This is a genomic window from Ruegeria sp. BJ3 (assembly GCF_056535665.1).
The window spans coordinates 2,110,403-2,132,936 of sequence record NZ_JBQFIT010000001.1; the positions used below are offsets into that span (position 1 = coordinate 2,110,403).

Here is a 22,534-nt window from a genome sequence, read left to right on the forward strand (position 1 = left end):
GCCCATGCCAACTGCCTTCAGCTCTCCATCGGCCTTGCGTGCAATGTTGGCGATCCTGACCGGGATCGCCATCATCACCGCTTTGTACCTGGCCCGGTCCATCGTCGCTCCGATCACCTTTGCGTTGGTTTTGGGGGTCGTGGTCGCCCCGCTTGCCGACAAGCTTGAGAAGGTCGGTTGCCCACGTGTGATATCCGCTTCGTCACTGCTGTTCGTGACCAGCACCGTCATCGTCGCGGCTTTCCTGCTGCTCGAACCATTGCTGTCCGCGCTGGTCGAACAGTTGCCTGCCATCAAACGCGAGTTGCGCTCTTGGGTCGCTGCGATGTCCGAATTCATTCGGGGTATCGAAACGCTTGGACGCGAGATCGAGGAAACCGTCGGCGCCGATGGGGCAGCGGAAACGGAGTCCGCCCTTCCGTCAGTGATGGATGCCTTGTGGCTGGCGCCCAATTTCGGATCAAAGATCCTGATTTTCATCGGCACGCTGTTCTTCTTCGTTTTGACCCGACCCGAGCTATATGCCGCAGCCGGCCCGTTGACGGAGCGGCTGTATCTGGCCGACCGCGCGGTCTATCGCTATTTCGCTGCCGTGACGTTGGTCAATATCGGCCTCGGGACGGTAACGGCCGTGGCCTTGGGACTGATAGGCATCAATGATGCCGTGATCTGGGGGGTGGCCGCCGGCCTTCTGAACTTTGTGCTGTATCTGGGGCCTCTGATGATCATGACCGGCCTTCTGATTGCCGGTTTGACTCAGTTCGGCGGGGCAGCGGCCCTGTTGCCCCCGCTGGTTTTCCTCGCAATCAATTTGTCCGAGGCGCAATTCGTGACACCCGCCTTCGTCGGCCAACGTCTACAGGTGAACCCGCTGGTCGTGTTCATCGCCATCATCTTCGGACTTTGGCTGTGGGGGCCGGTCGGGGCCATCGTCGCGCTGCCGATCCTGTTGTGGTTCGGCGTGTTGATGAACCCCAAGGTCATGAGTTCGATCGAAAACACCTAGACGATGTTTTCAGTAACCCCCGGCAACGGTTGCCGCATATCACGCGCGACATCGGCGTCATGCGGGACCAAGAAACCACTGCGCGCTTCGGGGCGACGCAGGCCGTTGGCGCGAACCTCTCGCTTCCACCACGCGAACATGGCATCGGGCTCGATCGGTTTGCTCAGATCATCCGAGAACCACCAATGGTCCACCAGGGCCTGCCGCAGAACCGCAACCCGCTGCCGGTCGGTTACCCGAAGGGCGACTTCTGTGTCCCACCGCAAAGACCGTCCGTTCAGGTTGGCGGACCCGACCAAAGCATGATGGTCATCCACCACCAGAACTTTGTTGTGAACGTGAATGATCGGAGACCCGCTCAGAACCTCGGCGCTGGCATCGGCCCCACTGGCTGAAATCGGTTGGACCGGGGTCGACACCGAAACCCGGTCTTGGAACCCCTGCTGGATGATCTCCAGGCATTTGGCTTGCAGGTCCAACCCGAATTGCGCATCCAATCCGTCATGCCCGCCAAAGGCCACTTCCTCGGGCAAGGCTGGCACAACAAGCACCAGTTTCAGATCCTGCTTGGAATGGCCCGCCTCAGCCAAGGCCTCGGCCAGCCGGGTTGACCTGAAATACTGGGTCTCGATGTGCAGAAGTTGCCGCGCGGCCTGAAAGGCGGCGATGTGCTCGTCCTCGATCTCATGCGCGATGGTCTTTGGCGACAGCCGCCAGAACGCAAACCGGCGTGGGCTGGACAGGGTGCGGCGCAGATGGGTCGTCTGGGGGTCCGGTTGTCCGGTTGCGATTTCATGTTCGAACCGGTCGATATGGCGCGCGGCCTCGGCGGCCTCGGGTCCGCGGACCAGCAATTGAACGTCTGACCATGTGTTTCTGGCCAGACGGTCGTGATCCGGTGTGTCAAAGCGCCTTTCGTTCAAGTCCAATCCGCCGAGGTAGCAGACCTCATTGTCGATTACGGCGACTTTCTGATGGTGCGACACGGTGTGAAGCCGGGGCAACATGTCCGACCCCAGCCGTACCGCCTGCCGTTCGCGTCGTTCGCGGGACAGTTCCTGCATCCGCTGCGCCTTTTTTCGCAAAACCGCGGGTAACAGCGTGGCCCAAGGCAATGCGCCGGCCTGCGCGGGATGCATGGACACGCGAACGCTCAAGCTCGAAGCCAGTTCGGGACCCAGGATTTCCGCAAGCGCAACTGCCTGCCGTTTGGTGCGCCAGCTCAGCTCGTGCAACTCGGTCGCAAAGATCGGGTCGAAATCGCTGATGACCAAATGAAACGAGACACCCTTGCGGATGACATGCTCGATCAGGTCAAACCAGGTATCGCCGATCTGGCGCGCCTCATCGCTGCGCAGCCGCGTCATGAAATCGAATACCCGAAAACTTGCCTTGATTTGGTGCCGGGCCTCCAGAACCGCTTTTTCCAAAGCGGGCCAGGCTTGCTCGGCCGTGATCAGGACCTCAAAGTCATTCTGCTGCGGCAAGGGCATCACCGCCTCTCTCATCCGCAATGGTCTTTTGTTCGCTATCCCCTTCTACTTCGGCGATATCGAACGTCACCTCATACACATAATGCGAGGACGTCTCGGTTATGGTTTCGGAACCGTCCAATTGGCGGAGGAAGGCCTGCATCAGCCGCTGACCGATCCCGCCACTGTGGAACAGATCCGCACCGTCGTCCGTCTGCCCGCGCGTGTTGGAGATTTTCAGATGCAGGGTGTTCTCCTCGGGTCGGGTCAATTCCACCGAAATTGTCGGCGGTCCGTCCTGCGGAACGCCTACGTATTTAACCGCGTTCGTCAGTGCCTCGGCCACCAGCATCGACAGCGTGACGGCCTGGTCCTGCCCCAGTTCGACCGGAGCGATCCGACAGTCGACCTCGACCACCTGACCCAGAATTGGCGGTCGATGCGCCAGTTCGGCCACCAAATGCCCGATGAGCGCCTCGGTGTTGATCGTCGTCATCTGCGAGTTCTGGTTCAAGGTTTGGTGCACCATGGCCAGGCCGCGAACCCGGCGCTGCAACTGTTCCAGCAAGCGCCGGGCCTCGGGGGTTTCGGCCTTGCGCAAATGCATGTTCATGATCGAAGCGATCAGTTGCAGGTTGTTTTTGACGCGATGATGCACCTCGCGCAACAACAGCGTTTTTTCCACAAGATCGCGTTCGTGCTGCGCCTCAGCCTCGCGGATCAACAAGACCATGCGGTTGAATGCTGTCTGGATTTGCTGAAACTCCTGCGGCGCGCCTTCCAGGCTTTCAATCGGATCGCGCTCACCCAACGCAAAACGACGCACGGCCGAACGCAAGCTGTCGAGGTGCCGGATCACCAATCGATGCAGGCCCCACAGCGCCACCCCCAGCCCCGTTACCCACATAAGGATCGGGAAGGCAATGGTCAGGGCGGTACTGCCGGCGCCGACCGAAGCCAAGGCCACGTCTCGTGGCCAACTACCAATCACGGCGACTTCACCCGGAATGATCGTCGCAACCGCGAAGATACGCTCCTCTCCGAGGGGTGTACGGTCAGAGAACGTCTTTCCCGAGTTGGAAAGCACCAAACGCTTGTCCGGCGCGGGAGGCAAATAGCCGCTCACTTCGTCGAGACCGACATTCGACAAGAGCACCTCACCGCTCGCATCGAACAGGGCAATGACGACGTCGCTTTTTTGGTCCTCGACATCCAAAGGAATACTGGCGAGGGCATGGGGGATGGATATGGATACGAACCCCAGCAGCTGTGCCCGATCCATGACCGGTCGGGTGACGATAATCACGGATTGCCCTGAAACAGCGCCGGATCGGTTGACGGAAAAAGTCAGCTGCGGGTTTTCGATAATTTTGGAGAATCCCGGAGCGTCGGACAGGTCCATGACTTCGTCCGCTGTCGAACACGCCATGATACCGTCGGGTCGGATGAACCCGGCAAATACAAATTCCGGCGCACTTTTCAGGAACCGATGCATAAGGGCGGAACAGGCGACCCCATCTTCTCGCACCTCCGCCAGCGCCGCCGCCAAACCGGCGCCGGCGCCCACGGCCTTTTGCAACAGCTCTTGTTCCCGGCTGGCCGCCTCGATTGTTCGGGCCAAAACCGAGGAGCGCGAGTTGTCGTCGGCTTCTGCGATGACCGCACGGGTCTGGAGGACGGCAATCAGACCCAACGGCAGAAGCGCCAGAGTGACCAGCGCGGCAAGATAGACGGTCAGGCTGCGCGGCTTCGCATCCATCGATCGTCAGGCCGCCGGTTGCGTCTGAACGATTGCCGCCGTTACCGCATCGGTCAATTCGATGGGTTCGTCATCTTCCAAATCCATCAGTTCGGCCAATTGCGCGCGGGCCCGGTTCACCCGGCTTTTGATCGTTCCAAGGGCGACGCCACACATCTCGGCCGCTTCCTCATAGGAAAACCCTTGTGCACCGACCAACACCAAAGCTTCGCGCTGCTCATCCGTCAACTGATCAAAAGCAACCGCAAAATCCTTCAAGGCCAAACGTCCGTCATGGTCGGGCTTCTGCGACAGGCTCTCGGCCATGGCACCATCGACATCCTCGACCTCGCGCTTGCGTTTGCGGTGCAGGGAAAAATAGGTGTTCCGGACTATGGTGAACAGCCAGGCCCGCATGTTGGTGCCTTCCTGGAACGAGTCGATATTACTCCATGCCTTGATCAATGCGTCCTGCACGATGTCATCGGCCGTGGCCCCGTTTCGGCACAGGCTGATCGCAAAGGCACGCATCGCGCCAATATGTTCGACCAGCTCTTCTCGGGGATCAACCATCCGAGCCTCCCGTGTCACCGCTCTTGGGAACACTGGTCTGATTGCGCAGTTTTTCAAGAAGAGCGACGAACCGATCCGGAACCGGTTCGCTGGCAACCTCATCGAAAGCCCGCTTGAGGTTCTCGTCGATCCTTTGTTCTATTTCTTGCCGATGTTCTCGGCTGGGCTGTGGTTTTGTCATGGCATCATCAAAAATTTTTACTTTTGCTGGAACCATAACGCCCCAGTATGCGTTTGGTTCCCGAGTTTAGAGAAAAAAATGAGGAAAACATAGATGACTGAGCTGACCGGAGTTTCCGTCGCAGATCAAATTGGCCCGCTGCTGCCGTTTCTGCGCCGTTATGCCCGTGCCCTCACCGGCTCACAGGACAGTGGCGACGCCTACGCCGCAGCATCGCTTGAAGCGATCCTTGCAGATCCCGCGCAGTTCGATGCCGATCTCACGCCGCGGGTCGCGTTGTTTCGTGTTTTTCACGGTATCTGGTCAACGTCGGGAATGCCCGTTGACGCCGATGGCGGCAGTTCTGACATTCAATCGCGCGCTCACGCCCAGTTGGCACGCCTGACGCCGAACACGCGCGAGGCCTTGCTGCTGCGCACGGTCGAAGAGTTCTCGGTCAGCGATATCGCCGCGATCATGCAGATAGAACCCGCCGAGGCTCAGAAGCTGATCGATATCGCCTACGAGGAAATGGCCCGCCACACCTCTGGGCGCATTTTGATCATCGAAGACGAAGCAATCATCGCGATGGATCTTGAGACGATGGTGACCGACCTGGGCCACCGGGTCACCGGGGTCGCTCGCACCGAGACCGCCGCCATCGACCTGGCCGAGCGCGAGCCGTTCGACTTGATCCTGTCAGACATCCAACTGGCGGACAAATCCAGCGGGATCGATGCGGTGAACCGCATCATTGCCCAGCACGGCGATTGCCCCGTCATTTTCATCACCGCCTTCCCCGAGCGCCTTCTGACGGGCAAAGGCCCCGAACCGGCCTTTTTGATTTCCAAACCCTACACCGAAGAACAGGTCAAATCGGCCGTCAGCCAGGCCATGTTCTTTGCCTCTAGCGCAGTGATCGAGGTCTGACGCGGCAGGACCGCGCTGCAAGACACGAAAACTCAGGCGATGAAACACGAGGAACACCATGGAAAACGAGATTGCACAGACCGCAGAGACCGTGACGAACACCGTTTGGGCCGAACTGTCGCAAGTTCTGAATACCGAGTTGTATGACGGGAAATCGCTAAGCGACCTGCTGACGCTCGAGGCCCTTCTTGGCCTCGTCGCGAACACGATCGCGGCTCTGATCCTTCTGGTTCTTGGGCTTGTGATTTCAAGATATGTCAGCCGGAAGATCCGGGGCGTCGGTGAAAAATCGGAACGCCTGGATGATACGCTGTTCAACTTTCTCGGCAATCTGGCGCGCTATACGATTCTGGCGTTTACGGGGCTGTTCATTCTGAACACGTTCGGGGTGCAGACCACGTCGATCATCGCGCTGATCGGTGCCGCGGGTTTGGCCATTGGACTTGCGCTGCAAGGCACATTGTCCAACGTTGCAGCCGGCGTGATGATCATCCTGTTCCGGCCACTCAAGATCGGCGATTTCGTCGACGTGAACGGCGTGCTCGGAACCGTAAAAGATATCACCCTGAACTACACCGAAATTGCGGATATGGGGAACGTCAAGGTTATCGTTCCCAACGCCGAGGTGTGGGGAAACACCATCAAGAACTATTCCGTCTATGAGACCCGTCGGGCCGAGTGGACGTTTGGCGTTGGATACGGCGTAAACCTGGCGGAGGCCGAGCGTGTAATTCGCGACACGATCATGTCGGACGCTCGTTCGCTGGCAGACCCAGAACCGTTCATCCAAGTGAACAATCTTGGCAGCAGCAGCGTCGATTTTCTTGTCCGCGTTTGGTGCAAGTCTTCGGACTACTTCCAGTACCAGGCAGACATGAAGCGCAAAGTCAAAGAGGCACTGGACGAAGCCGATATCAATATTCCGTTTCCGACCCGCACTTTGTTGGTTGAAGGCGAAAAGACTCAGCAAGAAAAAGCGATCGCTGCGGAGTGACTTTGGATTTGGCCTAGGGCGGACAACCAACAGTCTTCCGGAACGTGGTGTCGGACGGATGAGAACCAGTCTCCGCAAAGGCAGTGCCGGTCGCCGTTGATCCCCACAAACATCTCATCCAAGCGCCATCGCCAATTGGAATATCCGCGCATAAGCTGGAAGTGTTACCTGCGCATCTCAGCCGCAAACTGTGCGCAAACCGCCGCAAGGACCGTACCGATGTATTGGTCACGTCGATGCAGCGCTCGTGCTCAAGATCCTCCAGATTCCGCAGCGGCAGCGGAAACCGAATGCAGTCTTTTCCTCCAAGCGAATAATCTCTGGCCTGGTCCGAAAAAAGGAACAGAGACTTGCATCAAGAATGCGCTCTCAATCTGCAAATCGGGCCGTCTCCGATTGAGGAATGCGGCACAACCCACGGTAATGCCGACAGAAGCCTGTGACGGAAAAGTTAAGTGCAGAGTAGCGGCGCTGTCAGACGAATTCGAATTAGTCTCAGTTTACTGCGGAAACCACAAACCTATCCGGAACAGAGTTGACACCACTCGCTGAGACCGGCGGCACGGATCAGCCTGAAGGTGCCCGGGCTGGTTAGCGATCTTTCCTAGTTGAGGTGGTCAAATTCAGAGGATTTGAAGGCGGCTAATTATTATAGATATCGCATGTGTTTGAAACGCTGTAACGCGAGGTCGAGTCGTCGAAACGGCAGGTGGGAATTCTCGAGGTGGTTGTTGAGTCACCTGCCCATTTGCCGTTTGTTGATAGCGCCCAACCCAATTCCCTTAGCGCAGCCTTGCAGGATGCGAAGCGACCCGTGACGAGAGTTTTTGTGGGTAGGCGCTGGAGCAATACGAAATTTTACTCGGGAACGGCCCAACCACGGTAGCCGACAAGGTATTCGGCATAGATCATTCGGACGACAGCAACGACCTTGGTTTGATGGCCACACTCTCTGACGTGGAGATGGGGTCAACCAAATGCGGCGTGCCGCATAACTCGGGCGGCACTTAGGCTGAAATAGAGTATTTCAACGCCATGTAACGTCGGACAAAGTCTCCAAAAACGTAACGAGATCAGCGATCTCCTGCTCGGACAAGCTCAGTTCCGAAAGTATGGCCTCACCGTCGGCATGCAGCCTTTCGGTATCAAGCTCGCTGTAGTGCCGGACCACCGCATCCAAGTCGATCAGACTGCCGTCGTGCATGTAGGGCGGAGTTTCAGCCACACCTCGCAGGCTTGGCGTACGAAAGGTCCCAAAATCAGAATGACGCCTACGCACACTGCGAACCGCCCATGCACCTTGCTTGGCGGGATCGTCGTTCCATTCCCCGTCCAGTGTGTAGACGCTTGAAAACAGGAAGTTCAACCCGCCGAACCGTCCTTCATCGACTTCGGTTTCGCTTAGGAAGTAAGGCACCCCGGCGTCGTGAAATTCATTGTTGGAAAATGCCGGGCCATTGTGGCAAAGGGCACATTTCCCGCGCCCCAGAAAGAGCTTTAGACCTCTCTGAGCAGCTTCGGGATAGTTCGCAGCCGCCAACAGATCGCCGCGTTCCAGCGCATCGCGGAAACTGTCAAATTGGGTCCGCTCGGTTCTAAGCGTCTCCAAATAGGCTGATAAAGACTTGGCAGTGTTGACCAGCACCAAATCCGGGTCTTGATCTCGGATATTGCCAAAAATGGACTCAAAATCAGCAACATAAGAACTCTCGGAGATTGCCGCCTTTAGACTTTCGCTGCTATGAGCCATCTCTTGTTCCTCGATGATCGGATGCAGACTTGCTGCCCAGAGACTATCGCTCTTGCCGCCCCAACCGTACCAGCGCAGACCCGCAAGGTTTCTCAGGGATGGGGTGTTCCGATCCAACCTGACACGGCCGAGCGCCCGTGCCTCGGATGTTGCAAATGCCTGTTCGGGGTCGTGACAACTCGCGCAAGAAAAAGCGCCGTCTACCGACAGCACCGGATCGTTGAACAAAGCCGCGCCAAGCGAAATAGCTCTTGTGTCACCTGAAACGCGATTGCTGGGGTCTGGCTGGTATGTTGGCGGCCACGGCCCGAAGGAACGCGTTTGCTGTATTTCCTCTTCGGACAATAGAATTTCTGAGTGTACCGCAACCGGAAGCGCCATTAGCGCGGTTAAAGCCCAGAACTTCATTTGAGCGTAATCGCTGATGTGTAGGACAGCGATCGCCCTCCGATATGAACGTCAGCCTGCAGCTCCCAGAGTCCCGGCATGTGAAACAGCAAATCATCGACCCGGAACATTCCATCGCCCAATGCCGAAACTTCGGGAGCGTAGTTCAAACCGTGCTGATGGGCAGGCATGATTGCATCAATACGCACGTCATGTGCTGTTGCTTCACTGCAGACTGAAATCAGAACGGAAAACGGTTGGGCCAACGGAATTTCGCTGACTCCCAAATAAACCGCAGGCGCATCTGGCGCTTCCGACCCCATGCGTTGCCCCACAGCGTCACAAGCAATTGCTGCGCCCGGTGAAGCAAGGAGCCATATAACCCAGCGGATCATTCTGATGCCAGCAAACGTTCAGCGTTGGCATAGGCGATGTTGTCTGCGATCCGATCCGGCAGCAGATCCAGCCATTCACGCGAAAAATCTGCGTGCGGGCCAACATAGTACCAACGTTCCGGCGCAAATGTGTCCGTACCGACCATGAACCGATCGGGATGCGCCTCGAACGCGGCCTTCCAATCCGGGTCTAAACGGCCGCGTGAAACCATATCCGACCGAAAAGCCAAGTCCGCCCAAAGCCTGGGATAGGTGTCCAACGCGTCAGACACACTGGCCGGGTCATCAAAGCCAGAATGCGCCCACAAAACCCGCGCCTCTGGCCAAGTCTCGAAGATCAGGTCAACTGCCTCGCGATCACCGTGGTGGTGTAGAATGAGGTTCCGCTCTTTGGCCAGTGCAATCATACGCTGGATGACCGGCGTTTTGATATCGTCGCCGTAAGCGTGAAACTCGCCGATAGCTTCGTAGTCGTTTTTGGCCAGGTTTTCTTCCAGATAATCAATTACAGTTTCATCGTGCATCCAGGTGTTGATTTCACCGCGACGACGGTACGGGCGCAACGCTGGAACGACGATGTCCGGTGCCGCGGCCAACAACAGCTGAGTGCCATTGTCGTCTGAGCTGGAAACTAGCGCTTTCCGCACGCCCGCATCCCGAAGGATTTTAGCCACCTGTTCTGGTGGCACCAGTTCGACGGCGTCGTGGCTGTAATGAATATGCGCGTCGAAGATGGGCCGCTCTTGTGCGATGGCGGCACTGCAAAACAGGGTAGCGCCCAAAATGAAGATACGTTTCAGCACCTCAAGCCTCCTATCTATCAATCAGTCCTTGGCAAGCGTCACGTCGAAATTCACATGCAAGAAAGGTTCATTGATCTTACCAGAAAGCTCCATGCCATCAGGAAATTCAGAAGCCGGGCGTTCAACATATGTCATCACCAGATCGTCGCGCACGCCAAACACCGTGTCTTCATCCAGATAGGGATCATCGTCGGGAAATATCTCGGTCACCAAAGTGCGATAACCGGGAGCTTTGACGATGTAATGCAGGTGCGACGGTCGCCAGGGATGGCGACCACAGGCTCGCAGAATGTCTCCGACTGGCCCATCAGATGGCACCGTGTATTCGACTGGTTTGACTGTGGTGAAAGCGTAACGGCCATCTGAGCCGACCGTCATCAAGCCATGAAAAGAGTAGATATCCTGTTCCTCATCCTGACTGGCGTAGAGCCCGTTTGGCGCTGTTTGCCAGATGTCGAGCTCGGCACCCGCAATCGGATTGCCCCTTGTATCCCGGATCACGCCTTCGGCCAGCAGAACCGGCCCTCCATAGTTACGTTTCATATCGCCACCGATCGGCAGCGGGGGTGCGCCCGAGACGTGAAATGGACCCAACACAGACGAGCTGGTCGCGTCAGGGCTGGAATGCAGCATGTCAACCAATGACGACAGGCCCAACACGTCCGAGGCTAGCACGAATTCATGCCTATCCTCGGTTTCCACCGCGGCGCAGCCTTCCAGAAACGCAATCCCGGCCCGCCACTCGTCATGCGTCAGGTTGGTTTCCCGTGCGAAATCGTGCAGGTGTTTGACCAGAGAGCCCATGATTTCGCGCATCCGTGGATCGGTGTCTTTGGACAGGTACCCCATGAAGACGTCAGTGATATTGTCTTTGGTGACAGAGCGCATCTTGGCCTCCTTAAATCAGGGCAAGGCTGAGGATCGGGAACTCGATCAGAATGAACAGAACGATCAGCATCACGAACGCAAAGGGAAGTGCGCCCATGAACACGTCTTTGAGTGATATGCGGTCATCGTTGATCGTGGATTTGATAACGAAGCAGGATATACCCAAAGGTGGTGTCAAAAGCCCGATTTCGGCTCCAACCACGGTGATAATGCCGAACCAGATCAGCGACATATCCAGCGCTTCAGCCATGGGCAGGAACAACGGAACAACGATCAGAATGATCGACGCTGTGTCGAGCAATGTTCCCAGAAACAGCATCAACAGAACATAGAGCAGCATGATCGACCAGAAAGATGCGGAATTCCCTGCCAGCAAGTCCTGCAACTGATTGGGCAACCCCGCCAGTCCCAGCATGCGGCTGTAGATTGAAGCGGCCGTGATCAGGAACAGGATCGCCGCCGTGATGTGACCGGTTTCCAGCAATGCGTCCCAGAATGCGCGTGGTGACATCGACTTGCGGGCAACCGCTATGATTAGCGCGACAAAAGCCCCGGCGGCCCCTGCTTCTACTGCTGTCAACCAACCCGTATAGATACCACCAAGAACGATGGTAATAATGAACAGTGTCGGCAGTGTCTTGGAGGCGATCTCGCGCCCAGACATCCACTCAGTGTCTTCAACAACACGACCACCGACGAAAGCTGGGGTGAAGCGCCCCATGACCCAAATTGCGCCGACATAAGCGATTGCCAGCATAATCCCAGGAATGACCCCCGCCAGGAACATGTCCCCAACGGATTGTTCGGCGACGAAGGAATAGATGATCAGCATTGCCGACGGCGGGATGATCATCCCCAGGACCGAAGACCCTGCTACTACCCCAACCGCAAAGCGCGGGTTATAAGCCTGCGCCATCATTTGCGGGACCGAGACTTTGGTAAAAACGGATGCAGATGCAATTGACGAACCGGTAACCGCGGCAAAGACGGCGTTGGCTCCGACAGTTGCCATACCGATACCGCCTTTGACCTTACGAAACCGCATGGTCATGACTTCGTAAATGTCGCGACCCAAACCCGCCTTCGAAACAATCAGCCCCATAAAAGTAAACAGCGGGATGGTCGCAAAACTATACTCCATCGCACTATCGCCAACCGCCACTTTCAACAGGTTGAGCGCAAGCGTGAAGTTGTCCCGCATCAGCCAGATCGACACGAACGAGACCACGCCCAGAGCGATAGGAATGTAAACGCCCGCGTAAATCAGAAAGACGATGGCGATGACCGAGATCAGGCCAATCTCGATCGGGGTCATTCTGCAGCCTCGTCATGCTCTGGGGTGCGGACAAGTTGCGGGCGGTCCTGCGCCGTGACGACCTTGAGCAGGAAGATCACGCAGGCAAGCGCAGTACCGCACGCGATGACCAGTTTGACCGGCCACCAAGGCAATGTGAAAAGACCGGGCACTCCGAAGTAGTCCTGTGTTTCCCACATGTGAAGAAATTCTGGAAAGGTTACATAGGCGATCAAGGCCATGAAGATTGCCGAAATGGCGTTGATGATGCGCCTCAGGTTGGCTGTCAGACCGGGGCGACGATGGTGTAGCAGGTTCAAAAACCCGTCCGAGCGCGTCAATCGATCCACTCTGACAACGTCGGCCAGCTGCAGGAACACGATCATCACGACCGAGAATTGCACCATCTCGTAGGTTCCGCGCAGTGGGGCCGAAAAAAGGCCCCGCGCAATGACGTCAACATTCAGAATGACCACCAACGCCAGGACGACAAGCGTACCCAATGCGTTGGCGGCGATAGCAAGCGAATTGGCGACCCGCGACAGGACGGTAACTGCGGTCTTCAGCATGTCTGGCCCCTTTCTCGGGTCGCCGAACGATTATTCGGCCGTCCAGTCCCGCACACCAGCGAAACCAGCATCCTGAAGCTTGCCGAGATAAGCGGCCAGCATATCTGTGCCCTGCTCGCCGTTCTCATTCAGCGTTGCAGCCCATTCCTGCGCAACATTGGGCATCGCATTTGCCCACGCAGCGCGGTCTTCGTCCGAGATTTCAATGATCGATCCGCCAGCTTCTACAAATGCATCTCGCGACGCAGCGGCTCGATCCATTGCAATACCTGCCACGTGGTCACGGTAGTCGATAGCCACGGCCTGTAGTACTTCTTTGACCTCATCGGGCAGACTCGCCCAGTAGTCGGCATTGACGGTGACTGTTTTTGTATTTACCGCACCAAGGTCTGCCTTCAACATGTAAGGGGCCACTTCGACGATTTTGAACGTCTTGGAAGCTTCCGGCCAAATCATTACGCAATCGACAAGGCCGGTTTGAACCATGTTGTAGAAATCAGTGAGGCCTCCGCGTACGCCCGCCGCGTCCTTGATACCCTCGAGATAGCGCAAGTTCAGGCCGGCACCCGCGATCTTGCGTCCTTCAAGATCTGCAACTTTCTCGACCGGCTCTGAGCAGAAAATCTGATATGTGTCGAGCACAACGCCCGTCGCCAGATAAACTTGGTTCTGCGCGGCAAACTCATTTTGCATCGCCGGGAACTCACGCGCGATTTCATCCACGGCTTTGGCCACAGCACGGGCGTCGGATGCAACGAAGGGCGTCGACCCCGAGATACCCTGACTAGGAAGCTTTGAAGAATGGAAGATCGTTGTGACGATCCCGATATCTCCAAGGCCGAGCTGGACACCTTCCAAAACACCCTTCGGCTTGACGATCGAACCGCCATAGTTCTCTTGCCAGCTCATCTTGTAGTTACCGGACTCAGCCAGCCGCTTGTCCACTTCTGGAATGAAGAAATTGGTGAATTCCTTCACCCAAAGGGCCCGATCTGGGTACCCATCAATCACAACGGCCGAAATGGTCTCTTCCGCCTTAGCAGGCATCGCCATGACGCTTGCCACAGCAGCCGCAACAAGGCTGCGTTTGGTCCAGTTTTTCATTTCTCTCCTCCCAGAAAGTCGGGTCTGTTGACTTTTAGCTGCTTGTTTTGACCCAGTTGACGGTCAGGTCAGTGCCTGCCGCTTCGAACAGCTTTGCGATGGCACAGTATTTGGCCGTTTCTTCACCCACGCGTGTCAGCTCCTCCTGACTGGCGAGCGTTTCACAATTCACGGTGAGTTCAATTTCCGGAAACGGAACATCGATCTCTTCTTCCATTAGGACACCACGGCGATCCAACCTGCATTTCGCGTCTATCGTCACTGTGCCAAGATCAACTCCCAAACGGTGCGCATTCTTGTGCCCGATGACGTTGGTACAGGCGATCAGCGCTGCCATTGCGGTTTCGGTCGGAGACGGGCCAAGATTTGTTCCGCCCCGTTCGACCGGTTCGTCTACGACAACATCTAAATCACGAATGGGAATCTCGGTCCGCGCGTGCGTCGGGCATTGAGCTGTCGTGCGGTACGTGACGACAGGTTTCACTTTCATGGCCACTGGGTCACCTCCTCATGCATAAGAGCAAACCTTTTCGAATGGGAAGCGAGGCAGCTTGTGAAACAGTCCCGTTTCATCTGCGTAGCCCAGATTGCACAAAAAGTTCGACTTGAGCGTTGTTCCTGCAAAGAACTCCTCGTCGACGATCTTGTTCGAAAAGCCTGACATCGCACCGACATCCAACCCTACCGCTCGGGCGGCGATCATGAAGTAAGCGCCCTGAAGCGTTCCATTGCGAAACGCTGTATCGGCTACATATTCGGGATTGTTCTCAAACAATGGCCGTCGGTCTTCGTGCGGGAAAAGAAAAGGCAATTCCTTCCAGAAGTCCATGTCATAGGCAATGATCGCCGTGACCGGCGAATCCATCATTTTTGGAACGTTCTTTGGCTTCAACGACTTGGCAAGCCGCTCTTTTCCTTCGGCACTTTTCACGAAAACGAAGCGGGCGGGCAGCGTATTCATGCTGGTCGCGCCGTTGATCGTGATGTCATAAATCTCTTCGAGCAGATCGTCAGAAACTGGCTGGTCGGTCCAAGCATAGTGAGACCTGGACTCGCGAAGGATCAAGGCAATTGCATCGTCGGACAAACGCGGAATGCGCTCGCGCAGATCACGATGATCTTGCTGCGCCTTGGCGCGAAGTGCTTCCAGCTCTGCCCCGGTTGGTGCGGTCATGCTGCGGCCACCTTGGACTTGGCGTCTTTTTCGTCAATGACTGGGCTGGCGCAAATTCCAATGCCTTCAATCTCGACCTCTACGGTTTCGCCGGGCTTCAACCAACGGGGATTGGGCTTTTTGGCGTGTCCCACACCAGGCGGCGTGCCCAGCGCAATCAGATCCCCCGGCTCCAAAGTGGTATATTCCGAAATCGTCGCAATTACCTGCCGGACCCCCCAGATCATGTTGGCCGTATTCGAGCTTTGTAGGATTTCATCGCCCACACGGCTTTCGATCTTCAGACCTGATGCCCCTTCCGGCAACTCATCCGGCGTCACGGTGAAAGGACCGATCGCGCCCGTGTCATCAAAGTTTTTGCCGGGCGTCCACTGAACGGTTTTGCGCTGATAGTCCCGCAGCGAACCATCGTTGAATACAGTGTAGCCAAAGACATAATCCAGCGCGTCCTGCTCCGAGATATGGCGGCCGCGTTTTCCAACGATCAGCATTAGTTCGGCTTCGTAGTCGAGTTTTTCCGAACACGCAGGCCGCACCATAGGCTGGCCTGCCGCCATGATCGAATTCTTACCGCGCATGAACAGCGTTGGATATTCGGGGATGTCGTAGCCGCCCTCTTTGATGTGATCCGTATAGTTCAAACCCATACAAATGATCGTGCCGGGTGACGCCACGGGCAACGCCGGTGTGACTGAGGATAACGGCACACTATCTGCCGAGGTGATTTCTTCAGCCAGCGAGTCGGCCAGGCCAGGCTTGCTGATCAAACCCATCAAGTCGGAACCGACGGCAGGGTCCAAAGCCGTTAGATTCACTGCGTTTTCACCGTTCACGGCAAAAACCGCTGTGCCTTCCGAAGTCTCTCCCACCAGGTATTTCATTGTCACCTTCCATGTTAGCTTGCTTGATTTTTGCCGACTATTTTGCCATATGTCAAATAATATCGATATTTTTGGAGGCCGCGAATGGTTGCTTGGGCAGACTACAAATCAGAAGCAAAAAGCCGCGGTGCGCTTGCTTTGGAGCTTTACGTCGCATTGAGCTCGCCAGCTAAAGCGCCCGAAGACGTAAAGGCTTCACTGCCGGATCACCTGGCGTATCAGGCGAAGCTTGAACATTCGGGGCAGCTGGCTTTTGCAGGTCCCATGTCGGATGAAACCGGCGAGCATATGCAGGGCATTGGCCTCATCATCTATAGGGCCGACAGTCTCGAAGCCGCCCGAAAGCTTGCAGAAAATGACCCGATGCACAAAAGCGGGGCACGCAGCTTTGTACTTCGGCGATGGCTGATAAACGAGGGCTCGCTGAACATCTCAATCGGACTATCGACTGGAACGAGCACGCTCAGCTAAGAGCTCCCAATAGACTGCGCCACGAAGAAGGGAATGCCAGACATGGATGCCATGCTTGATACCGAGGGCAAAGAGACATCCGCCACTCATGGTGCGTATCGAAAACTGCGCGAAATGATCCTGACTGGCGAGCTGCCGCCCGGTCAAAAGCTCAAGATCGAACAGCTCCGCGGGATGCTGGACACCGGCGCAAGCCCGGTTCGCGAAGCACTAAGCCTTTTGACATCGGATATGTTGGTGGAACGAATTGACCAGCGCGGCTTCAGGGCGGCACCAGTTAGCAAATGCAACTTCGAGGAAATCCTTATGTTGCGATGCAATCTTGAAGAAACCGCGTTGCGTACGTCCATCGCCAATGCAAACTCAGCCTGGGAAGACAGGCTTGTTTTGCGGCACCACCATATGAAGAAGGCGAGCCAAAAAGGGGCACACGACTTTGAAGACGCACACAAGGCGTTTCACATGGCCTTGTTGGATAATGCGAGGCTTCCATTACTCTTGCGGTATTGCTCGCAGCTTTACGATCTGAACATCCGCTATCGTTATCTGGCGGCTGGCGGGTCGAGTTACAAAAAGCGCGATATCAACGCAGAGCATCAGGAAATTTTGGACGCAGCACTGGATCGAGATGCAGAAAGCGCAACCCGGCATTTGATCGATCATTACCGTCGAACAGGTGACTATCTGAGCAGTCAGATGGAGTCGTGAAATGCAGCGGAACTGGTTTCTGGGCGATGTGCTTGATCAGCTGTTCGACCGCCCCGGCAAAAAGCGGCGCATAGATGACAAGCGATCCGTATCGGAGCTATGTGAAGCACTTTTATCTGCGGAAGGTGAAGTATCAGGTTTCGCGCTCGCATCAACGATACTGGATCGATACCAGACCTTGGACGACCCGGAAAAACTGGACTTCTTCGCCTATTTGAATGACCAGCTTGAGTTAGACGCGGATCAACTGTGTGAGACGGCGCGTCATTATGCCGAGTATAGAAGTGTAGATCTGTATAAAAAGCTTAGCGAGGCGGCCGAACCCAAACGGCAAGAATTGCTGCGCCGTCTGAATCAACCTTCCGGCGCGACGCAAGAGCTTGTGGCAATGCGCGTTGACCTGTTGCGTTTTCTCAAATCCAACCCCGAACTCAAGCGCACAGATGTAGATTTCGTGCATTTACTGCGAAGCTGGTTCAACCGGGGTTTTCTAGTCCTCAAACAAATCAGTTGGGATACACCAGCCCGCGTTCTGGACAAGATCGTCGCGTATGAGGCCGTCCATCAGATTCATGATCTGGACGACCTGCGGCGCCGGCTATTCCCGCCCGACCGACGCTGTTTTGCGTTTTTTCATCCCTCAATGCCGGATGAGCCGCTGATTTTTGTCGAAGTGGCTTTGACGACTGAGATTCCGAACGCGATTGATGTGCTTTTGTCCGAAGTTCGAGAACCGATCGAACCAGAACAGGCAACAATCGCCGCATTCTACTCAATTTCAAACTGCCAGAGGGGTTTAACGGGTATCAGCTTTGGAAACCTGCTGATCAAACAGGTTGTGACCGAACTCTCGCGAGAGCTTCCGGGCCTCGACACATTTGTGACCTTGTCTCCGATACCTGGTATGAACCGATGGTTAGCTGGCGAAACAGGGCATCTCGAGCATGGCCATGCTGCCGAAGCCGTACTTGCGGGAACAGCCCCTCCGCAGGACGTGCGGGCGATGGCCGCCCGATACCTGTTACTCGCCAAGCGCGAAGATGGGATGCCGCTGGATCCTGTGGCCCGCTTTCACCTGGGCAATGGCGCCGAGCTTCACGAACTGCATGCCGGGGCCGATCCGTCGCAGAACGGACGATCCCAATCCGGCGGCGCAATGGTCAATTACCTTTACGACTTGAAAAAGACTGAACGTAACCACGAAGAATTTGTGGCGCACGCCACAATCGAAACCTCGCGTTCCGTGCGCGCGGCTTCAACCGCAGTACTTGCGGCCAGACCAGAGGAAAATCCAGCGTGACTAACACTCTCTACGACAGCTTGTTTGCCCACCACGCGGGAAACGAGGTTCCGTTCCTGCTACTCGATGACGGAGAGGTAGTGTCATATGACTCGTTTCTGAAACGCGCGGCACAGATCGCGCATGTTTTGCAGAACAACGGAGTTTCTCCTGGCGACCGCATCGTTGTGCAGGCCCCAAAGTTGGCCGATACGATTGCACTCTATGCTGCTTCAGTTCAGGCAGGTGCTGTCTATTTGCCGCTAAACACTGCTTACACAATGGCAGAATTGGACTACTTCGCATCTGACGCCCAGCCTGCGGTGATCGTCTGCGACGACAACGACGCAGCCGAGATCAAAACACTGGCGGATCGGTATGGCGCAAGGCTGCTTACCCTTGGTGGTGAAATATCAAGCTTAAGCCGCCAGGCTGACGCGCAGCCCCGCGAGTTTGAAACCGTTGATCGCGCCCCGGACGACCTTGCGGCTTTGCTTTATACGTCGGGAACCACGGGTCGCTCTAAGGGCGCAATGTTGAGCCACCAGAACCTTTTGTCCAATGCGCAAGCTCTCGCGGATTTGTGGGGTATCACAAACAACGATCGCTTGGTTCACGCGCTGCCGATCTTTCACACGCACGGGCTTTTTGTGGCGATGAACACGTCACTAGTCGCCGGGTCCGAAGTTCGGCTGATGGAAAAATTCGACATTGGAATGATCTTGGAGGAATTACCGCATTCAACCCTTCTAATGGGCGTCCCAACTTTCTACACTCGATTGCTGGCAGATGACGGTTTCACCAAAGAGACGGCGGCGAACATGCGGTTGTTCGTGTCGGGCTCTGCCCCATTGCTGGCCGAAACCCATCAGGCGTTCGAAGCGCGCACAGGCCACCGCATCCTGGAGCGCTACGGTATGACCGAGACAAACATGAACACCTCGAACCCTTATACTGGCGAACGTCGCGCAGGAACTGTTGGCATGGCATTGCCCGGCATCGAGGTGATCGTCACTGATCCTGAAACCGGTGAGCAACTGCCCAGAGGGGCGGTTGGAATGATCGAGATACGCGGCCCTAATGTTTTCCAAGGCTATTGGCAGATGCCCGAAAAAACCGCTGCAGAACTTCGCGAGAATGGGTTCTTTATCACCGGGGATCTGGGCAAATACAGCGAGGATGGCTACCTGTCGATTGTAGGTCGTTCAAAAGACCTCATCATTACTGGCGGTTACAACGTCTACCCCAAGGAAATCGAAGACGTTTTAAACGACATCGATGGCGTACTGGAGTCGGCAGTCTTTGGCGTCCCTGACAACGACTTCGGGGAAGAGATCATTGCCGCTCTGGTTGCTGAGCCAGGCGTAGAACTCGACACGGATCAGATTGCATCAATCATCAGGGAAAGGCTGTCGCGCTTCAAACATCCGCGTCGCTACGAACTCGTCCAAGAGTTGCCACGAAACACCATGGGAAAAGTCCAAAAGAACGTTCTGCGCGATCAGCACACGAAGAAGGAACCCGCTACGGCAATATCTTAGCCGACCTGCCTAGAACTTCGAACAAACCATAACCCTTTGAACTGATAGTATCCCACGGATTGAATCGCCACCTCATCAGGAGATTGACCATGACTCGCATGACAGCAAAAGACTTCGATCAGGAACTGCTGGATCTGTACGACTATTATGCGCACGGAAAGATCACCAAACGCCAATTTCTGGACCGCGCCGGAAAATTCGCGGTTGGCGGCTTAACGGCTGCCGCGTTATTGAACATGCTCAGCCCGAACTATGCGCTGGCACAGCAGGTGTCGTTCAACGATCCCGATATCCACGCAGACTACATAACCTACCCCTCTCCGAACGGAACGGGTGATGTCCGAGGCTACCTTGTTCGTCCCGCTGGTGTGGAAGAACCCCTGCCCGGGGTGCTCGTGATACACGAAAACCGCGGTCTGAATCCCTACATCGAAGATGTGGCGCGACGCTTGGCGAAAGCAGGCTTTATGGCACTGGCTCCTGACGGCCTAACGTCGGTTGGCGGATACCCCGGCAACGACGCAGATGGGCGCGAGTTGCAGAAGACAGTCGACCGGGTCGAGCTGATGAATGACTTCTTCAATGGCTTCGAATACCTGTTGAACCGGGAAGACTGTACTGGGAAAGTTGGCGCTGTAGGTTTCTGCTATGGCGGTGGTGTGGTCAGCGCAATTGCCGTGGCCTACCCCGAATTGGCAGCCGGCGTGCCATTCTACGGCCGCCAACCGGCCTCCGAGGATGTGGCTAGAATTCAGGCACCGCTACTGATTCAGATGGGAGAGCTTGATGAACGCATCAACGCAGGTTGGCCGGAGTTCGAAGCTGCGCTGCAATCCAACAATAAGGTTTACGAGGCCTACATCTACGAGAATGCCAACCACGGCTTTCATAACGACAGTACGCCTCGGTATGACGAGGAAATGGCAAACTTGGCCTGGGACCGCACCATTGATTGGTTTGACACCTACCTAAAGTCCTGAACTGAGTTCGCGGAATGGCGAAGCGACGGCAAAAAATCTGTCGTCGCTTCGGTGTTCAAAAACTTCGAGAGAGCGTCATCAAACAAACTCAAAGCATTCTCGGCCAGCCCCAAATAGCTGCCTTTTTGCTGCACCAAGCTCGCGCCATTCGCCGAGGGTAGCGTTGCATGTCAGCTTCAAGGTGTCTCGATTAGTAAGAGATCGCTCCTGGTTGCAGTGATTTTAGAGGGCGGAGTGAACGGCCGCGAGCTTTTGCAATTTTGCATCCGACTTACTGGCTGCATAGTAATTCGAGAACGGTTGTTTTGGTCCGTGACCCGGTCATACCGGATCGCAATCTCGCTGCGTTCTGCCTGAACGTCCGCATTTTCCTCTATCATACAGCGGGTGATTTTCGGCGATGCGGTGGGTAATCTTGCTGCGAGCGCTCGCTGCGTAAATTCTTCACTTCCACGGAGGGCTCGATGCGGTCACTCGCTCTACCGCCACAATTATCCGATTTGCGGACTTTTTCCGTCACTGGCCCGCGTGAACTACTGAGCCGCTTGTGACCCATCCGTCGGATACGCACAGTGTGCGGTTCACAATTGAATTAAGTTATTCCCCAACATTGGGATAAATGAACCCGTTCACCGGGTAGAAGCTGCCATACCGGCCCGGATGGCTTTCAACGCGGACCAATGTCCAATCATTGTTTTTGGATACATCCTTGACGCCCATTTTCAATGATACCTTGTTGCGGTGCCAGTTGGCGTGGTTCACGATGACTTCTCTGTCAGTGACGACATCGGATACGACGGCCACGTGACCAAGCGGCATACCTCGGGTTGCTCGAAATGACATGACCGCACCAACAACCGGTTCATTGCCTCGCTCAAAAGTATTGCGCGCCTTCCCCCACCAGTCCTTGGCGTTTCCGCGAATATCGATACCGCTGAGGTTACGTGCGTAGGGTACGCACCATACCCTTTGCCCTCGAGCTTGTTTTTGAGAGACCTCGCGCAACGCCATGGCCTGACGTTCTGGATCGAGATCCGCGTCGTTTGAGCCCTGAGCGCAGGCAGAAACAAGAGCAATAAGCCCCATCGCAAACGCAGCGCGAGCAGCACCGGGCAAGCGCGGCCGTTTCGTATTCGTTTTGCTGTCGCTGTTTTTCAAGAAATTACATTGACGGTTTGTGGAGTTGACTAGTTTTATGGTGATCTTGTGGCTTATGAAAAGAGCCCGGCCTGTTTCCCGGCAGAAATTTGCCAGTTGATATTCATCCTCGATGGGCCGAGCGCGAGACTTTATAAAGTCAGCTTTCTGCGCACAGCCGCCGTCGGTCGATCGCGCAGCATCGGTCACTTGGGGCTCGTAGCGGTCATTTGTCGCATTCGCCATGAGCAACTGCTTTGCGGACTCTTCGGTCATTCGCATGCAATTACCAGTGTCTAT

General features: G+C 55.9%; 23 protein-coding genes. 8 read left to right on the top strand and 15 right to left on the bottom strand.

Annotated features, from left to right (window positions below; genetic code table 11):
• Positions 1 to 4 precede the first annotated feature (4 nt).
• Positions 5 to 1,006: an AI-2E family transporter gene (locus ACR3EL_RS10570; protein WP_170339312.1), complete on the top strand. Its 1,002-nt coding sequence runs from the start codon at positions 5 to 7 to the stop codon at positions 1,004 to 1,006.
• Here the strand turns inward: ACR3EL_RS10570 and ACR3EL_RS10575 are convergent.
• The 4 genes from ACR3EL_RS10575 to ACR3EL_RS10590 form a co-directional block, all read right to left on the bottom strand.
• Positions 1,003 to 2,499, bottom strand: a complete 1,497-nt coding sequence (locus ACR3EL_RS10575) for a phospholipase D family protein (RefSeq protein ID WP_480721526.1) — start codon at positions 2,497 to 2,499, stop codon at positions 1,003 to 1,005. The two genes, ACR3EL_RS10570 and ACR3EL_RS10575, sit on opposite strands and share 4 nt — an antisense overlap.
• Positions 2,477 to 4,045 carry a sensor histidine kinase gene (locus ACR3EL_RS10580; RefSeq protein WP_480721527.1) on the bottom strand — a complete coding sequence of 523 codons (1,569 nt, stop codon included), beginning with the start codon at positions 4,043 to 4,045 and terminating at the stop codon, positions 2,477 to 2,479. Before ACR3EL_RS10580 ends, ACR3EL_RS10575 begins: the two co-directional genes overlap by 23 nt.
• Positions 4,046 to 4,243: 198 nt before the next feature.
• Positions 4,244 to 4,789: an RNA polymerase sigma factor gene (locus tag ACR3EL_RS10585; RefSeq protein WP_005982020.1), complete on the bottom strand. Its 546-nt coding sequence runs from the start codon at positions 4,787 to 4,789 to the stop codon at positions 4,244 to 4,246.
• Positions 4,782 to 5,006: a NepR family anti-sigma factor gene (locus tag ACR3EL_RS10590; protein ID WP_367646643.1), complete on the bottom strand. Its 225-nt coding sequence runs from the start codon at positions 5,004 to 5,006 to the stop codon at positions 4,782 to 4,784. Before ACR3EL_RS10590 ends, ACR3EL_RS10585 begins: the two co-directional genes overlap by 8 nt.
• A 57-nt stretch (positions 5,007 to 5,063) precedes the next feature.
• Between ACR3EL_RS10590 and ACR3EL_RS10595 the strand changes: the two genes are divergently transcribed.
• Positions 5,064 to 5,879 carry a response regulator gene (locus tag ACR3EL_RS10595; protein WP_093961657.1) on the top strand — a complete coding sequence of 272 codons (816 nt, stop codon included), beginning with the start codon at positions 5,064 to 5,066 and terminating at the stop codon, positions 5,877 to 5,879.
• 58 nt (positions 5,880 to 5,937) lie between these two features.
• Positions 5,938 to 6,873 (top strand): mechanosensitive ion channel family protein, encoded by a 936-nt coding sequence (locus ACR3EL_RS10600; RefSeq protein WP_170339317.1) that lies wholly within the window; start codon positions 5,938 to 5,940, stop codon positions 6,871 to 6,873.
• A 1,027-nt stretch (positions 6,874 to 7,900) separates the two neighbouring features.
• On the opposite strand, the gene ACR3EL_RS10605 is transcribed toward ACR3EL_RS10600, so the two are convergent.
• The 10 genes from ACR3EL_RS10605 to ACR3EL_RS10650 are packed head-to-tail and all read right to left on the bottom strand — an operon-like array spanning position 7,901 to position 16,118.
• Complete coding sequence (locus ACR3EL_RS10605) at positions 7,901 to 9,031, bottom strand: cytochrome-c peroxidase (protein WP_170339319.1); 1,131 nt, start codon at positions 9,029 to 9,031, stop codon at positions 7,901 to 7,903.
• Complete coding sequence (locus ACR3EL_RS10610) at positions 9,028 to 9,405, bottom strand: hypothetical protein (RefSeq protein ID WP_170339321.1); 378 nt, start codon at positions 9,403 to 9,405, stop codon at positions 9,028 to 9,030. Before ACR3EL_RS10610 ends, ACR3EL_RS10605 begins: the two co-directional genes overlap by 4 nt.
• The gene (locus tag ACR3EL_RS10615; RefSeq protein ID WP_480721532.1) at positions 9,402 to 10,208 is read right to left on the bottom strand and encodes an amidohydrolase family protein; all 807 of its coding nucleotides are present in this window, start codon (positions 10,206 to 10,208) and stop codon (positions 9,402 to 9,404) included. Before ACR3EL_RS10615 ends, ACR3EL_RS10610 begins: the two co-directional genes overlap by 4 nt.
• Positions 10,209 to 10,229: 21 nt before the next feature.
• Complete coding sequence (locus tag ACR3EL_RS10620) at positions 10,230 to 11,096, bottom strand: dioxygenase family protein (RefSeq protein WP_170339325.1); 867 nt, start codon at positions 11,094 to 11,096, stop codon at positions 10,230 to 10,232.
• A gap of 10 nt (positions 11,097 to 11,106) precedes the next feature.
• Positions 11,107 to 12,411 carry a TRAP transporter large permease gene (locus tag ACR3EL_RS10625; protein WP_170339327.1) on the bottom strand — a complete coding sequence of 435 codons (1,305 nt, stop codon included), beginning with the start codon at positions 12,409 to 12,411 and terminating at the stop codon, positions 11,107 to 11,109.
• Positions 12,408 to 12,959 carry a TRAP transporter small permease subunit gene (locus ACR3EL_RS10630; RefSeq protein WP_170339329.1) on the bottom strand — a complete coding sequence of 184 codons (552 nt, stop codon included), beginning with the start codon at positions 12,957 to 12,959 and terminating at the stop codon, positions 12,408 to 12,410. The genes ACR3EL_RS10625 and ACR3EL_RS10630 overlap by 4 nt, the downstream gene beginning before the upstream one ends.
• Positions 12,960 to 12,989: 30 nt before the next feature.
• Positions 12,990 to 14,063, bottom strand: coding sequence for a C4-dicarboxylate TRAP transporter substrate-binding protein (locus ACR3EL_RS10635; RefSeq protein ID WP_480721535.1), 1,074 nt, complete (start codon positions 14,061 to 14,063; stop codon positions 12,990 to 12,992).
• 34 nt (positions 14,064 to 14,097) lie between these two features.
• Positions 14,098 to 14,553, bottom strand: a complete 456-nt coding sequence (locus tag ACR3EL_RS10640) for an OsmC family protein (RefSeq protein ID WP_170339491.1) — start codon at positions 14,551 to 14,553, stop codon at positions 14,098 to 14,100.
• Positions 14,554 to 14,571: 18 nt separating this feature from the next.
• Positions 14,572 to 15,237 carry a malonic semialdehyde reductase gene (locus ACR3EL_RS10645; RefSeq protein ID WP_170339332.1) on the bottom strand — a complete coding sequence of 222 codons (666 nt, stop codon included), beginning with the start codon at positions 15,235 to 15,237 and terminating at the stop codon, positions 14,572 to 14,574.
• Entirely contained in the window at positions 15,234 to 16,118 is an 885-nt protein-coding gene (locus ACR3EL_RS10650; RefSeq protein WP_170339334.1) for a fumarylacetoacetate hydrolase family protein, read from the bottom strand. The genes ACR3EL_RS10645 and ACR3EL_RS10650 overlap by 4 nt, the downstream gene beginning before the upstream one ends.
• Positions 16,119 to 16,202: 84 nt before the next feature.
• On the opposite strand from ACR3EL_RS10650, the gene ACR3EL_RS10655 reads away from it, so the two are divergent.
• From ACR3EL_RS10655 to yghX, 5 genes are all read left to right on the top strand, one after another.
• On the top strand, positions 16,203 to 16,589 hold the full coding sequence (locus tag ACR3EL_RS10655; RefSeq protein WP_170368222.1) for a YciI family protein: 387 nt from the start codon (positions 16,203 to 16,205) through the stop codon (positions 16,587 to 16,589).
• Positions 16,590 to 16,631: 42 nt separating this feature from the next.
• Entirely contained in the window at positions 16,632 to 17,297 is a 666-nt protein-coding gene (locus tag ACR3EL_RS10660) for a GntR family transcriptional regulator (protein ID WP_170339492.1), read from the top strand.
• Between the two features lies 1 nt (position 17,298).
• The gene (locus tag ACR3EL_RS10665) at positions 17,299 to 18,597 is read left to right on the top strand and encodes a malonyl-CoA decarboxylase (protein WP_480721538.1); all 1,299 of its coding nucleotides are present in this window, start codon (positions 17,299 to 17,301) and stop codon (positions 18,595 to 18,597) included.
• Positions 18,594 to 20,117 carry a malonate--CoA ligase gene (locus tag ACR3EL_RS10670; RefSeq protein ID WP_170339340.1) on the top strand — a complete coding sequence of 508 codons (1,524 nt, stop codon included), beginning with the start codon at positions 18,594 to 18,596 and terminating at the stop codon, positions 20,115 to 20,117. The genes ACR3EL_RS10665 and ACR3EL_RS10670 overlap by 4 nt, the downstream gene beginning before the upstream one ends.
• 89 nt (positions 20,118 to 20,206) lie before the next feature.
• A complete protein-coding gene (gene yghX / locus ACR3EL_RS10675; protein ID WP_170339342.1) occupies positions 20,207 to 21,097 on the top strand; it encodes a YghX family hydrolase in 891 nt (296 codons plus the stop codon).
• A gap of 597 nt (positions 21,098 to 21,694) precedes the next feature.
• On the opposite strand, the gene ACR3EL_RS10680 is transcribed toward yghX, so the two are convergent.
• The gene (locus ACR3EL_RS10680; protein WP_367646644.1) at positions 21,695 to 22,510 is read right to left on the bottom strand and encodes a CHAP domain-containing protein; all 816 of its coding nucleotides are present in this window, start codon (positions 22,508 to 22,510) and stop codon (positions 21,695 to 21,697) included.
• Positions 22,511 to 22,534 lie beyond the last annotated feature (24 nt).